The 12,489-nt window shown below is 44.8% G+C and carries 15 protein-coding genes and 1 pseudogene; 10 read left to right on the forward strand and 6 right to left on the reverse strand.

Annotated elements, in window-relative coordinates; genetic code table 11:
• Window positions 1–321: 321 nt before the first annotated feature.
• Together Q9M42_RS00335 and Q9M42_RS00340 are read left to right on the forward strand one after the other, a co-directional pair.
• Complete coding sequence (locus tag Q9M42_RS00335; RefSeq protein WP_322525235.1) at window positions 322–1,122, forward strand: polysaccharide deacetylase family protein; 801 nt, start codon at window positions 322–324, stop codon at window positions 1,120–1,122.
• Between the two features lie 117 nt (window positions 1,123–1,239).
• On the forward strand, window positions 1,240–1,677 hold the full coding sequence (locus tag Q9M42_RS00340) for a hypothetical protein (RefSeq protein ID WP_322524557.1): 438 nt from the start codon (window positions 1,240–1,242) through the stop codon (window positions 1,675–1,677).
• A 27-nt stretch (window positions 1,678–1,704) separates the two neighbouring features.
• Here the strand turns inward: Q9M42_RS00340 and Q9M42_RS00345 are convergent.
• Together Q9M42_RS00345 and Q9M42_RS00350 are read right to left on the reverse strand one after the other, a co-directional pair.
• Window positions 1,705–2,328, reverse strand: a pseudogene (locus Q9M42_RS00345) (transposase); the annotation flags it as partial.
• 209 nt (window positions 2,329–2,537) lie between these two features.
• Window positions 2,538–4,013 carry an aminotransferase class I/II-fold pyridoxal phosphate-dependent enzyme gene (locus Q9M42_RS00350; RefSeq protein ID WP_322524558.1) on the reverse strand — a complete coding sequence of 492 codons (1,476 nt, stop codon included), beginning with the start codon at window positions 4,011–4,013 and terminating at the stop codon, window positions 2,538–2,540.
• A gap of 122 nt (window positions 4,014–4,135) precedes the next feature.
• Between Q9M42_RS00350 and Q9M42_RS00355 the strand changes: the two genes are divergently transcribed.
• Complete coding sequence (locus Q9M42_RS00355) at window positions 4,136–4,426, forward strand: UPF0223 family protein (RefSeq protein ID WP_322524559.1); 291 nt, start codon at window positions 4,136–4,138, stop codon at window positions 4,424–4,426.
• 14 nt (window positions 4,427–4,440) lie between these two features.
• Here the strand turns inward: Q9M42_RS00355 and Q9M42_RS00360 are convergent, their stop codons facing one another.
• A complete protein-coding gene (locus Q9M42_RS00360; RefSeq protein ID WP_322524560.1) occupies window positions 4,441–5,067 on the reverse strand; it encodes a DUF1054 domain-containing protein in 627 nt (208 codons plus the stop codon).
• Window positions 5,068–5,440: 373 nt separating this feature from the next.
• Here Q9M42_RS00360 and Q9M42_RS00365 point away from each other — a divergent pair, with 373 nt between their 5' ends.
• Both Q9M42_RS00365 and Q9M42_RS00370 read left to right on the forward strand, forming a co-directional pair.
• Window positions 5,441–5,629, forward strand: coding sequence for a hypothetical protein (locus tag Q9M42_RS00365; RefSeq protein WP_022792649.1), 189 nt, complete (start codon window positions 5,441–5,443; stop codon window positions 5,627–5,629).
• Between the two features lie 128 nt (window positions 5,630–5,757).
• Window positions 5,758–6,549, forward strand: a complete 792-nt coding sequence (locus Q9M42_RS00370; RefSeq protein WP_322524561.1) for an inositol monophosphatase family protein — start codon at window positions 5,758–5,760, stop codon at window positions 6,547–6,549.
• 20 nt (window positions 6,550–6,569) lie between these two features.
• Here Q9M42_RS00370 and Q9M42_RS00375 read toward each other — a convergent pair whose 3' ends face one another.
• Window positions 6,570–6,743 (reverse strand): DUF5325 family protein, encoded by a 174-nt coding sequence (locus tag Q9M42_RS00375; RefSeq protein ID WP_322524562.1) that lies wholly within the window; start codon window positions 6,741–6,743, stop codon window positions 6,570–6,572.
• Between the two features lie 309 nt (window positions 6,744–7,052).
• Here Q9M42_RS00375 and typA point away from each other — a divergent pair, with 309 nt between their 5' ends.
• A complete protein-coding gene (gene typA / locus Q9M42_RS00380) occupies window positions 7,053–8,888 on the forward strand; it encodes a translational GTPase TypA (protein WP_322524563.1) in 1,836 nt (611 codons plus the stop codon).
• Between the two features lie 91 nt (window positions 8,889–8,979).
• On the opposite strand, the gene Q9M42_RS00385 is transcribed toward typA, so the two are convergent.
• Window positions 8,980–9,180: a YlaI family protein gene (locus Q9M42_RS00385; protein ID WP_322525236.1), complete on the reverse strand. Its 201-nt coding sequence runs from the start codon at window positions 9,178–9,180 to the stop codon at window positions 8,980–8,982.
• 185 nt (window positions 9,181–9,365) lie between these two features.
• Between Q9M42_RS00385 and Q9M42_RS00390 the strand changes: the two genes are divergently transcribed.
• Entirely contained in the window at window positions 9,366–9,638 is a 273-nt protein-coding gene (locus Q9M42_RS00390; RefSeq protein ID WP_322524564.1) for a pyridoxamine 5'-phosphate oxidase family protein, read from the forward strand.
• Window positions 9,639–9,867: 229 nt separating this feature from the next.
• Window positions 9,868–11,190 carry a PhoH family protein gene (locus Q9M42_RS00395; RefSeq protein ID WP_322524565.1) on the forward strand — a complete coding sequence of 441 codons (1,323 nt, stop codon included), beginning with the start codon at window positions 9,868–9,870 and terminating at the stop codon, window positions 11,188–11,190.
• A 39-nt stretch (window positions 11,191–11,229) separates the two neighbouring features.
• Here Q9M42_RS00395 and Q9M42_RS00400 read toward each other — a convergent pair whose 3' ends face one another.
• Complete coding sequence (locus Q9M42_RS00400) at window positions 11,230–11,742, reverse strand: peptidyl-prolyl cis-trans isomerase (RefSeq protein WP_322524566.1); 513 nt, start codon at window positions 11,740–11,742, stop codon at window positions 11,230–11,232.
• A 216-nt stretch (window positions 11,743–11,958) separates the two neighbouring features.
• Between Q9M42_RS00400 and Q9M42_RS00405 the strand changes: the two genes are divergently transcribed.
• Window positions 11,959–12,234 carry a YlaN family protein gene (locus Q9M42_RS00405; protein WP_094907905.1) on the forward strand — a complete coding sequence of 92 codons (276 nt, stop codon included), beginning with the start codon at window positions 11,959–11,961 and terminating at the stop codon, window positions 12,232–12,234.
• A gap of 24 nt (window positions 12,235–12,258) precedes the next feature.
• Window positions 12,259–12,465 carry a hypothetical protein gene (locus Q9M42_RS00410; protein ID WP_322524567.1) on the forward strand — a complete coding sequence of 69 codons (207 nt, stop codon included), beginning with the start codon at window positions 12,259–12,261 and terminating at the stop codon, window positions 12,463–12,465.
• Window positions 12,466–12,489: the final 24 nt, after the last annotated feature.

Here is a 12,489-nt window from a genome sequence, read left to right on the forward strand (position 1 = left end):
AGAGGGGATAGTTGCAATTTCAGCAAGCAGGTACATACCTATTTAATAAATGACAACGATGATTATTATAACACTCATATCTTCATACGCAACCAGGAGGCATGAATAATATATACCCTAAACCTAGGTCCCCAAACCCAGAAGGCTTTATATATAATTGTTAAAAAATACCTACGGGCAATAAGCAGCGTTAATATTTCCATACAAAAGTTATTATTAACATTTTATAGAAATTTTTTAGACTTTTAGCCCTGTCTTTGCAGGAATTTTGCTAAAATATAAAAGGGAATAATTAAACAGGGGGACTCGGGGTTGAAAAAAATGCTGATATTATCATCGCTGGCTGCACTTCTTGCAGCCTGTTCGAATGCAGGAGAAGGCAATGCAGATGCAGAAAAAAAGGAAAGAACAGATACCGCTGCGCATGAGGAAGCCCTGGAGAAATATGAGGAGAAAAAAGAAGACGAAAAAGCAGCGGTATCGAGGGAGGAAGAACTAATTTATAAAGTTAATGAAGCAAACTGGACGGTTCAGGCAGAAGAAAGCGAAGGCGAGGAAGTTCTTCTCACATTTGATGATGCTCCGGATGGAAATGCTGTAAAAATCGCGGATATTTTAGCAGAAAATGAAGTACCTGCCATCTTTTTTGTAAATGGTATGTTTTTAAAAGATGAAGAAGGCAGAAAGGCCCTGAAAAAAATACACGACATGGGGTTTGCGATAGGTAATCATACGACTACTCATTCTTCGCTTCCAAAGTTATCAGAAGATGAGCAGCTTGAAGAATTAAAAGAAACCGATGAACTTGTGAAAGAAATAACCGGAGAAGCACCCGCATTTTTCCGTGCTCCGTTTGGACAGAATACTTCATTTAGTGATGAATATGCTAAAGAACACGGTATGATAAAAATGAATTGGACGTATGGGTATGATTTTGAAGCAAAATACCAGGAAGCAGAAGCGCTCACGGATATTACGCTCAACACGGAACTGTTAACGGACGGCGCTAATATTCTTATGCATGACCGGGAATGGACGAAAGAAGCGCTCGGTCCAATTATTGAAGGATTTAATGAGAAAGGCTATTCGTTTATCGATCCCCAATATATAGAAAAAGAGTAGAAAAATGCGTGATATAAAAGCTTTTTATGTCGAATTTTGTTGAAAATTTTTAATAGGCACCATATTAATGCTATATTGATTAAAAATGAATAGGATTCACACGAAGGGGGAACATCTATGGACCATTCTGCACTCTATGATGAAATAAGGTTGCACGTAGGCCTTGCCCATGATTATTCCATAACGCCTGAAGGCTTCCTGCACGATGTTATGAATGCATTCCAAAAATACTGGCCGCATAAAGACCTGATTTCGCTGTATGTTAATAAATGGACGCATTTTGAATGGCAGGACGGGGACGTGCATCCGGTATTTACGAAGGAAATGGATATTCAAAACGGTCTTTTGCTTCTGGCTGATATAGAAAGAACAGTGTTTTGCTGCAGGGAAGAAGGAATGTATAACTGGATGCTTCCGTTTTATGAGAGTGAAGTATTTGTCGGGGGAATTATTGTTTCAAGAGAGGCAGGGATGAAAGAGCTGGAAAAAGAAGAAGTATGGCTTCTCGAAGAAATTATGTCTTTCATTAATGCCAAGCTGCCCTATTATATGTAAAAGCAAAAAAAGCAGCCTTGGCTGCTTTCAGATTGTAGACAAAGGCCTCCGAAATTCATTTTCGGAGGCCTTTGTTTGTGCTATTGAGGGAAAAAGAAGCATCCAACGGACGGCGCACGTCTGTCGCCACCGCCAGGTGGCGAGTTTTTTGAGGTTCATCACCGCATAAACAAGCATCGCCTGCGCGGTGTTTCGTGCCCCTCCGGCGAGGAGCGTCCAGCGCAAGCCATGCTTTTGTTTGAGATCCGCAAAAATCCGTTCGATGGTTTCTTTTCGTTCCGCATAGGTCCTCCGGTTCCACGGGGTGTGCCGAAGGTGTTCGGCTTCGTCCAGATCGTCCTGCCAGACGTGGCGGAGGATCACCTTCCGGTGATCCCGGCTTTGGGTACAGGTCTCGAGCAGCGGGCAGGACTGACAAAGGACGGGATCCGAGACATACTCCTGATAACCGTCCCGATTCGTGGTGCGGTAGCGCAGGGCCTGATGCTCGGGACAGAGATACGCGTCCAGGTAGGCATCATACACAAAGTCCTGTTTGCGCAAGCGTCCCGGCGGGCCCTTGGGACGGGTATAAGGCATAACCGGGCGAATGGCCTGCTCGCGAAGCAGATGAGCAATGGCCGGGGTTTTATAGCCGGCATCCACCGCGACCTCGATCTGGCGGACCAGGTGGTCCGCAGGCACTAACTGATCCAACTGAATGGTGGCTTCCCGGTAACGAGCTTCTTCCGTATCCCGCCTCATCATGCGCGATAACCCCTTTCCAGGCTATTTCTTTTTATCATAGCATAAAAAAACTGCCGACACGCTCTAAAATGAGAGCCATTGTCGACAGTCTGAAGCAGCCTTGGCTGCTTTTTTTATTGAATCGGCTTTTGCTCCTGGATAACACGTACAGTTTGAAGAGAAGGGTCTTCGGGGCCCTGGACTGGCAGTCCGGCTGCTGCGTTAGCCTGAATGTACGTTAAATTTTCTTCGGTAATAATTTCGCCAGGAAGAAGAACCGGGATGCCTGGCGGATAGATCATAATAAATTCTGCGATAATCCGGCCGGCACTTTCTGAAAGAGCGATGGTCTCTTTTTCGGCGTAAAATGCATCACGGGGAGCAATGGATAGGGTCGGGATAGACGGAAGCTTTAATACTGCCGGAGCCGTGTAGGAGTCAGGATCATAATACTCCCGGGCGAGATCCTTCATTGCCTGTACGAGAAGCGATGTTTCTTTTTTTGTATCACCAAAGCTGATGATGCATAGAATGTTATACAAATCGGAGAGCTCTACCTCAATACGATAATGCTCCCGCAGCCATTTTTCAGCTTCATAGCCATTAATGCCAAGCTGTTGAACAGAAATTAACAGCTTGGTCGGGTCCATGGCGGTGACAGTATTCTGTTTAAGCATTTCAGCGCCCGCACAGTAGAGGCCGTTAATAGAATTAATAAAGACTCTGGCTTCTTCAGCGATTTCAAGCGTATTTTCTATCAGCTTATGCCCCTTTAATGCAAGCTGCCTGCGTGCAGTATCGAGCGAGGCCAAAAGCGGATACGATGTAGATGTTGTTGTCAGCATGCTGAAGACTGCTTGGACGTGAGCAATGGAAACCCGGGTGCCCTGGACATTTAATACAGAGCTCTGGGTCATCGATCCCCCGAGCTTATGCACGCTTGTAGCAGCCATGTCAGCACCCGCCTCCATGGCTGAAGGAGGGAGGCTTTCGTGAAAATGAATGTGCACTCCGTGAGCTTCATCGACCAGGACTGGTACATCGTACTGGTGGGCGGTTTCTGCAATGGCACCAAGGTCGGAGGAAAAACCGAAATATGTCGGGTTAATCACGAGCAGCGCTTTCGCATCAGGGTGTCTGTCGAGAGCATGCTGTGCTGTTAAAGGTGTAATCCCATGTGATATGCCGAACTCTTCATCGAGCGCCGGATACATAAATATCGGGACGGCTCCTGAAAAAATGATCGCATTCATAATCGATTTGTGCACATTTCTTGGAACGAGAATTTTGTCTCCCGGAGCACAAACAGATAAGATCATTGTCATAATGGCACCGCTTGTTCCCTGAACGGAAAAAAAGGTATAGTCGGCACCGAAGGCTTCTGCGGCAAGCTTCTGTGCTTCATCAATAATGCCGGAAGGGTGATGCAGATCATCAAGCGGTTCGATATTAATCAAATCCATATTCAATATATTACTGCCAATAAATTCACGAAACTCTTCATCCATTCCGGTGCCGTTTTTATGCCCGGGGATGTGGAAAGGCACGGGCTGCGTCTGGATATGCTCTTTTAATTTAGTGAATATCGGAGTAAGCTGCTGTCTATTCATATGTGTCCCTCCATTACGTTCAAAAACATTCAAATTATAGCAGATTTCCTGCCGTCAATAAATAACTTTGTGAGACGTTCCGGCCGGGATTTGCTAGAATATTACCGAAGGGGGAAGCAGTCATGAAGGAAAATGTTAATATACCTATATCCATGGAGTGGTCCACACAGGAAATTATCGATGTGACCACGTTTTTTCAAGTGATTGAAACAGCGCACGGCAGGGCTGTGCCCAGGGAGGATATTTTAGGACTATATGGGAAATTTAAAGAAATCGTTCCGAGTAAAAGCGAGGAAAAGCAGATGTTCCGCCAGTTTGATGAGGATGCTGAAGTGAACTGCTGGAAAACCGTGCAGGAGGCCAGAAAAGCAGAAGCCGGGGAAAAAATTAATATGACCGGACGCTCAGGATAGAGCGTCCGGCATTTTTATGCCGTCTGCAATGACAGCTGATATAAAGGGAGGAGTTCTTTGAATGTACTGTAGATATAATCGTATGTTTCGTCATCGTTCCAGGAAGCAGCCGTTTCTGCATCAAACTGACGGCCGATCAGAAGTTCCGCTTTTTTTACATCCCTTACACGCTCGAGGGTGTGAATGACCTTATCCTTGTTTTCATGAATAAAAAATGCTTCCGGTTTCGTGTGGTCCGGGGAAATTTTATAGTCGCCCGGAAGGGAATTAAGCTGAGATAGGCGGTCAAGATACATTTTCCCAATATCGGTTTTTTCCGGTACTTCGTACATGTGAGTCAGCCAGACGAATAAATGGTCATCAAAAAGTCCAACCTGGAAATGAGGATGCTTTTTGTAGCCTCTTCTATCCGGGGCAATACCGAACCAGGTGCTTTCCGGGGGATGAACAGAACGTCTGGCATGTTTTGCAATATGAATAAACAATTCTTCGCCCGTATCTGCGGAAAGATCTTCAGCCAGCGGTTCTGCCAGGCGGGAAAAAACTGGTTGAATGTCATTCCGGATTTGATTCATGCGGTTTTCAAGACCTTCTGCCTGCATAATAGAAAAATCATTTTTGGTGAAATGCTGTCTGCTCATGTAATGAATGCTCCTTTTTCAATTGGTCTGTCATCAAGCATACTGAAAATCTGGGCCTCCGGCAACCAATTGAATCATAAAGAAAACGCAATAATTTAAAAATACTGAAAATTTTTGTGTGTTTTTCTTGCGTTTCCGGTAAAAAGGTTTTATAATTCCAATAATCCTTAAAGAATAACGATTGCTTAAATGTTGTCAGTATATCGTTAGATACACAGGAAACACAGTAGGGAGAGGCCGTCGCAAAATATAATTTCAGAACAACATCGATAGTTCTGCATCTTATATTTTCTGAACATTCTGAGAAGAACTTCCAGCGTAAGTTAACTTTCAGCTCGGGACATTATTATTCCATTTAAGGGGTGTGGGAAACTTGGAACAAGTAATTCAGGCGTTTAAACGTAGAGATGCAGAAGAACGAATCCCGGTACTGCGCTTAGAAATTGATTATGAACTGGTAACCCTTCATGACGCCATGGCAGAGGAAGATTTAACATCCATTCACGCCAGCAAATACCGCTTAGAGCAGCTACGCCAGGAGTGGATTCGGCTGGAAGTATAATATAAAGTAAGAAGATCCGGACTGCTGCACAGCAGTCCGGGCTTTTTTATGCGGAAATTGGTGCATAATTTTATTGTATTGAGGGAACAAGAACTCATATACATATGGAAGAAGCGGAGAGGATTATAATGGAAGAGAATTGGTCAGCAATGCAGCAGAAGGCTGTAAAATGGATACAGGAAGCCGGGGAGCTGCTTCGCGCTTCCCTGGAGGAAAGCTTAATTATAGAAACAAAATCGAATCCAAATGATTTAGTAACAGAAATGGATTTTAAAATTGAGCGGCTGTTAACAAAAAAGATCATGGAGGAATACCCCGGGCATCGTATTCTAGGAGAAGAAGAAGCCGGAGCAGATATTATGGATACCGACGACATTATCTGGATTATAGATCCAATAGATGGAACGACGAATTTTGTGCATCAACAGTTTAATTTTGCTGTATCCCTGGCCGTTTTTGAAAATGGCATCGGCAAGGTGGGCATTGTCTATGATGTTATGGCAGACGAATGGTTTACCGCACTGGAAGGAAGAGGTGCATACCGCAACGATGTCAAGCTGCCCAAGCTAAAGCCGGGAGAATTGAAAGAATCAATTGTAGGTATTAACGCCAGATGGATTAAAAACGAAAAAATTCCTTATGCCAGACAGATGCGTAATATTGTGGATGAATCAAGAAGCACCAGGGCCTATGGTTCTGCTGCAATTGAACTTTGCTATGTAGCATGCGGCCGCCTTGATTCCTATGTGAACCTTTGGCTTGCACCGTGGGATTTTGCCGGGGCGGAAGTGTTGTTAAGGGAAGTCGGGGCGGATATTTCGACGATCGATAATCAGCGGCCCTCGATGCTTGAAAAAGGGCCGTACCTGGCGGGACGTCCGGGTCTGCAGGAGAAAGTACGGGGGATGCTGAACAGCTGATCCCCCGTACTGGCTTTTGCCTACGTTGCAGAATTTGCTTTCAGCTTTCTGGCAAAATAAAAGGCTGAGCACGTTACAGCGATGGATATAACGGCAATAATAATGGAAGCTTCGGCAATAGCAATCCCGATAGAGGCGATGCCGAAAATAGCTAACGCTGCAAGCAGCAGGTATAACCACTGTACTTTTGTCATAGAGTCCCTTCTTCCTTTAAAATAATACTATAAGTATTTTATCGGCTTTGGAAAGAAAACTCAAATAAGTACAGCCGGCTTTGATTCAGGGATGGTTTATGTTATATTGAAGAAAGTAGTGTCTGTGATGGTAACTTGCCAGTCGGTGTTCCTTCATTGGAACCCGGCATATGTTATACTGACAATGTAAAATGTAAATGGTAGGAACTCAGATAAAAATGGCAATGAGAACCCTGGCTTTATGGAAGACGATCCCGTCGAGCGCCAGGGTTTGTTATGATTGCAGCAAGAGAATAGGAGAGATTTATAGTGACAGTTTTACGCAAAGATATTCGCAATATCGCGATTATTGCCCACGTTGACCACGGGAAAACAACCCTCGTCGACCAGCTTCTTCGTCAATCAGGAACATTTCGGGAAAATGAACAGGTAGACGAGCGGGCAATGGACACAAACGATATTGAAAAAGAACGCGGAATTACAATTCTGGCCAAAAACACAGCAGTGAAATACCATGATACGCGTATCAATATTCTTGATACTCCCGGCCACGCGGATTTTGGCGGGGAAGTAGAACGCATCATGAAAATGGTGGACGGCGTACTTCTTGTTGTAGACGCCTACGAGGGCTGCATGCCGCAGACGCGTTTTGTTTTGAAAAAAGCACTGGAGCAAAACTTAACTCCGGTGGTAGTAGTAAACAAAATCGACCGCGATATGGCCCGTCCGTCAGAAGTTGTGGATGAAGTGCTGGACCTGTTTATCGAGCTTGGAGCGAACGAAGACCAAATCGATTTTCCAGTTGTTTATGCTTCAGCTATTAACGGAACAGCAAGCGAAGATCCTGAACAACAGGACGAGGACATGGATGTTATTTTCCGCATGATTTCAGACAACGTGCCGGTTCCTTTTGATAACAGCGATGAGCCGTTCCAGTTCCAGATAGCGATGCTTGATTATAATGACTACCTTGGAAGAATCGGCGTAGGAAGAGTGTTCCGTGGGACACTCCGGACAGGTGATCATGCCGCACTGGTCAAGCTTGACGGTACGGTAAAAAAATTCCGGATTTCCAAAATGTTTGGTTTCTTCGGTCTCAAAAAGGAAGAAATCAGCGAAGCCAAGGCAGGGGATCTCGCAGCTATTTCTGGAGTGGAAGATATCATGGTCGGAGAAACAATATGCCCGGTCGATCATCAGGAAGCACTGCCGGTACTCCGTATTGATGAACCAACGCTTCAAATGACTATTCTTGTGAACAACAGCCCGTTTGCTGGACGCGAAGGCTCTAAAATTACGAGCCGTAAAATTGAAGAGCGGCTGCTCACGCAGCTCGAAACAGACGTAAGTCTCCGGGTCGATCCAACCGACAGCCCGGACGCATGGTTGATTTCCGGACGTGGTGAGCTTCACCTATCCATCTTAATTGAAAACCTGCGCCGCGAGGATTTTGAGCTCCAGGTATCCAAGCCGCAGGTAATCGTTAAAGAAGTGGACGGTGTGCTTTGTGAGCCGTATGAGCGTCTGCAGGTTGATGTGCCGGAAGATTATACTGGAGCAGTTATGGAGTCTCTCGGTGAGCGTAAAGGCGAAATGGAAAACATGGTCAATAAAGGCGATGGCCAGGTCCGGATCGATTTCATGATTCCATCCCGTGGTCTGGTTGGATATACGAACGAATTCCTATCCCAGACTAAAGGCTACGGCATCCTGAACCATACGTTTGAAGAATACCGTCCGTATATTAAAGAACAGATTGGTGGCCGCCGTCAGGGAGTGCTCGTTTCCATGGAAAATGGAAAAGCTACTCCGTATAGTATGATGCAGCTTGAAGATCGCGGTACAATGTTTGTTGAGCCCGGTACTGAAATTTATGAAGGCATGATCGTCGGCGAGCACAGCCGGGAAAATGATTTGGCTGTAAACGTGACAAAGGCGAAGCAGCAGACAAACGTGCGTTCAGCTAACAAAGATCAGACCGTAACGATGAAACGGCCGCGGATTCTTACACTTGAAGAAGCTCTTGAGTATTTAAACGCAGACGAGTACTGCGAAGTTACTCCGGATTCCATCCGTCTCAGAAAGAAAATTCTCCAAAAAGGCGAGCGCGAGCGCGAAGAAAAACGCCAGAGCGTTTCCAAATAATAAAAATTCCGGCTGCAGTTTTTACTGCAGCCGGAATTTTTATTTTAGTAAAACATTTGTTGAAAAGCCGGGAATCTTTAGGATTCCGCTATCACCAGTTATTATTTTTCACCGGATCCCGGTAAAGATGGAAATGGCCTGTAGCCTTTCGCTCATTTGTCCGGCTAGTAATGCGTTCATGGCATTCGGGGCACATATAAGTGTGAATCGGCCGGTTCCGAATTTTTTTTGCTTCTGGATTTTCATCGTCCAATTTATGAATTTCATCGCAGATTACGCACTTTACACGCATCATTTCGTTTCACCTCTGCTTTGCTCAGCCAAAAGATATGCATCAAGTATAACACGGCCGCTGCTTTGAGAACAGAACGAGCATTAGATGAAGGGAACAGGAAAAAATAAACGGAGAAATCCGAAAAAGATTGGACAAATTTTCTGATCAAAATGGTACTATTATACATATAAGGGGGGATACATATGGCTAGTCGAGTATTTGACGAACTACCCGAAGAAATCGTCCATTTATTAAAGCAGGAACAATATGTGACGGTTTCTACTATCGAACCGAAAAATTCCACCCCGGACGTTCACGCTGTTTCATGGGTTTATGCAGCTTCTCCAAGGATTCTACGGTTTGCTGTTGATGCCCGGGCGTCTGCTGTGAAAAACCTGCGGGAGACCCCTGGCATGGCAATGACTGTCATCGGCGGAGGCACTACGTATTCCATTGCAGGCCAAGGAAAATTTTAACAACCGAAGTAAGTGGAATTTCTTTTCCGCTTGCGATTATAGAAGTGGATGTTGTTGAAGTAAAGGACGTAATGTTCTATGGATCAAAAATGCTCTGCGGACCGGTGTTTGAAAAGACATATGATCCGGAAGCGGCGGAAGAATTAGACAATAAAGTACTTGAAGCTATGAGGAACATACACTGAATGCAAATATCCCGATAGAGATAAGATAGGGGGAAGCACCTGATATGAAAAAAATTTACGTTTTAGATACGAACGTACTGCTCCAAGATCCCCAGGCAATTTACCAGTTTGATGAACATCATGTCGTAATTCCAGCTGTAGTATTAGAAGAAATTGATTCCAAAAAACGATTAATGGATGAGCTTGGCAGGAATGCGAGAGAAACAGCAAGGATTCTGGACCGCTTCCGGGGAAAAGGCAGACTGCATGAAGGCGTGCCTCTTGGTTCAGGAGGCACACTGCGTGTGGAACTGAATCACCGTTCGTATGAGAGCATGAAAGATACCTTTATCGAGGTAACCAATGACAACCGTATTCTGGCAGTGGCTCAAAATTTAAAGGACGAATACGAGTTGATGGGAGATTACCATGTCGTCATTATCAGCAAAGATGCTCTTGTGCGCGTGAAAGCAGACGCACTCGGTATAACGGCCGAAGACTTTCTGAATGACCGCGTCACTCAGTACGACAATATTTACAAAGGGCATCAGACGCTGACGGTGGACCGGCCGCTGCTTGACGCTTTTTTCGAGGAAGGTTCCCTGGCCACTGAAGAAGTTTCGGAAGAAGGATTCTGTCCTCATGAATTCCTCATCTTAAGGGACGCCCTCAGCAGCTCATCGGCCCTTGCAAAAGTCGATGAATCCGGAAAAAGAATTCGCAAATTTACTTCCGATATCGACCATGTGTGGGGCATCCGCCCGAAAAATGTCGAACAAAAGATGGCACTTGAGCTGCTGCTCAGAGAAGACATCCCGCTTGTGACGTTAACCGGAAGAGCAGGAACTGGAAAGACGCTGTTAACTCTAGCAGCCGGTTTACTGCAGATCGAAGACATGGAGCGTTATCATAAGCTTTTGGTGGCAAGGCCTGTCGTTCCGCTTGGGAAGGATATAGGTTATCTTCCGGGGGAAAAGGATGAAAAACTGCGTCCCTGGATGCAGCCTATCTACGATAACCTGGAGTATTTATTTAATGCTAAAAAGCCCGGAGAGCTCGATTCCATTCTCGCCGGAATGGGCTCAATACAAGTGGAAGCTTTAACCTACATCCGCGGACGCAGCATTCCGGATCAGTATATTATTATTGATGAAGCCCAAAACCTGACAAAGCATGAAGTGAAAACGATACTGACAAGGGTGGGGGAAGGCAGTAAAATTGTTTTTCTCGGCGACCCAGCCCAGATCGACCATCCGTATCTTGATGAACTGAACAATGGACTCGCTTATGTGGTTGAAATGTTTAAAAACCAGGGCATCAGCGGGCATGTAAAACTGGAAAAAGGGGAACGCTCCGGCCTTGCCCAGCTTGCAGCAGATATATTATAAAAAAACGACAGCTGGGGTTGCTCCAGCTGTCGTTTTTGATTATTTTACCCGGAATCCTGTCACGTGCCTAATAGGAGCGGCTTTATTGGATCCGTCGCCGTAATATATGTGGACTGGGCCGTCTTCTTTCAAGGGGCTTCCTTTATGGGAAAAGGCCACAATGAAATTTTTCGCTTCCTCAAGAGAGACAAGATGAGTTTCCGCTTCAGTTTCCACAACGACGTGGCTGGCGTCTTCTTTCGGTTCGGCGTTCTCCAAAAATGGCTCGAATCTAATGCCAAAGGATCCATTAATGATAGCTTCTTTTTTGTTGCGTACCTTATTGGTTCGTCCCCGGCCAGGATCCGGATCCGGGGCGTTTGACCCTTCCTCGCGGTCTTTTGCAAACCGTCTGGCTGTGTGATCAGCTTCCGTGGAAGGCTGTGCTTCAGCGGAAGGATCGGTATCAAAATACGTATCGAGATCAATTTTACGGTCGTCAAAGATCCATGTAGTAGGATCGAGGGTGATTGGGAAATAAACATTTCCCTGAATCATTACAATGAAATTCATGAGGAACTCCTCCAATTTAATAGCTGCTGATTGGAACTAGTTTTTATGCTACCACAACCGGGTAATAGAGAAAAAGCAGAAGCTATTGCTACCCCCGGAAATTGTGGCATATAGTCTGAAGAATCAAGATTTTATACGCAAACCATCTTGCTTTTTTTTTAATGAACAGATAAGATGAATAGAAGGAGTCAGCTTGTAGGAGGGATTGCCTTGAGCATGAGGGCAGCAACAGAACATAGTGAGAAAGCATATGCTTTATTAAAAGCAGATGCTGAAAAAATTAGAAAGCTTATTGAAGTACAGATGGACAACCTGACAATGCCTCAATGCCCACTTTACGAAGAGGTGCTTGATACACAAATGTTTGGCCTTTCAAGAGAAATTGATTTTGCCATTCGTTTGAATCTCATCGACGAACATACCGGTAAACAAATTCTTTCTGAACTCGAACGGAAACTTGCTGCTTTTCATGAAGCAACAGTCGGTGGATGAGCCAAGCTATTCTAATTGAATAGCTTGGTTTTTTTACAAACAGGTGTAGTTTTAATTCCAAGTTTTATGCGTGTGAAAAACAGGGTAAAGAAACGTTACGCAGGAGCCGCCCATAATCAAAATAGGCATAAATTTTTAAAAAATGAGAATATTACTTTGACAGATGGCCTGGTTCTTGCGTATGATAATTTATATTTAGAATTATCAGTTATTGAAGGTAATTCTGATTGAACCTATCGGGATAAGATAGATACA

The sequence above is a fragment of the Marinococcus luteus genome, from assembly GCF_034497705.1.
Lineage (GTDB): Bacteria > Bacillota > Bacilli > Bacillales > Marinococcaceae > Marinococcus > Marinococcus luteus_A.

Excerpts from the sequence above, each read along its gene's own strand:
- Q9M42_RS00340 (WP_322524557.1), top strand. The coding sequence starts at position 1,240 with ATGGACCATTCTGCACTCTATGATGAAATAAGGTTGCACGTAGGCCTT.
- Q9M42_RS00360 (WP_322524560.1), bottom strand. The coding sequence starts at position 5,067 with ATGAGCAGACAGCATTTCACCAAAAATGATTTTTCTATTATGCAGGCA.
- Q9M42_RS00375 (WP_322524562.1), bottom strand. The coding sequence starts at position 6,743 with ATGACAAAAGTACAGTGGTTATACCTGCTGCTTGCAGCGTTAGCTATT.
- Q9M42_RS00350 (WP_322524558.1), bottom strand. The coding sequence starts at position 4,013 with ATGAATAGACAGCAGCTTACTCCGATATTCACTAAATTAAAAGAGCAT.
- Q9M42_RS00395 (WP_322524565.1), top strand. The coding sequence starts at position 9,868 with ATGAAAAAAATTTACGTTTTAGATACGAACGTACTGCTCCAAGATCCC.
- Q9M42_RS00370 (WP_322524561.1), top strand. The coding sequence starts at position 5,758 with ATGGAAGAGAATTGGTCAGCAATGCAGCAGAAGGCTGTAAAATGGATA.
- Q9M42_RS00390 (WP_322524564.1), top strand. The coding sequence starts at position 9,366 with ATGGCTAGTCGAGTATTTGACGAACTACCCGAAGAAATCGTCCATTTA.
- Q9M42_RS00335 (WP_322525235.1), top strand. The coding sequence starts at position 322 with ATGCTGATATTATCATCGCTGGCTGCACTTCTTGCAGCCTGTTCGAAT.
- Q9M42_RS00355 (WP_322524559.1), top strand. The coding sequence starts at position 4,136 with ATGAAGGAAAATGTTAATATACCTATATCCATGGAGTGGTCCACACAG.
- Q9M42_RS00400 (WP_322524566.1), bottom strand. The coding sequence starts at position 11,742 with ATGAATTTCATTGTAATGATTCAGGGAAATGTTTATTTCCCAATCACC.
- Q9M42_RS00385 (WP_322525236.1), bottom strand. The coding sequence starts at position 9,180 with ATGCGTGTAAAGTGCGTAATCTGCGATGAAATTCATAAATTGGACGAT.
- Q9M42_RS00405 (WP_094907905.1), top strand. The coding sequence starts at position 11,959 with ATGAGGGCAGCAACAGAACATAGTGAGAAAGCATATGCTTTATTAAAA.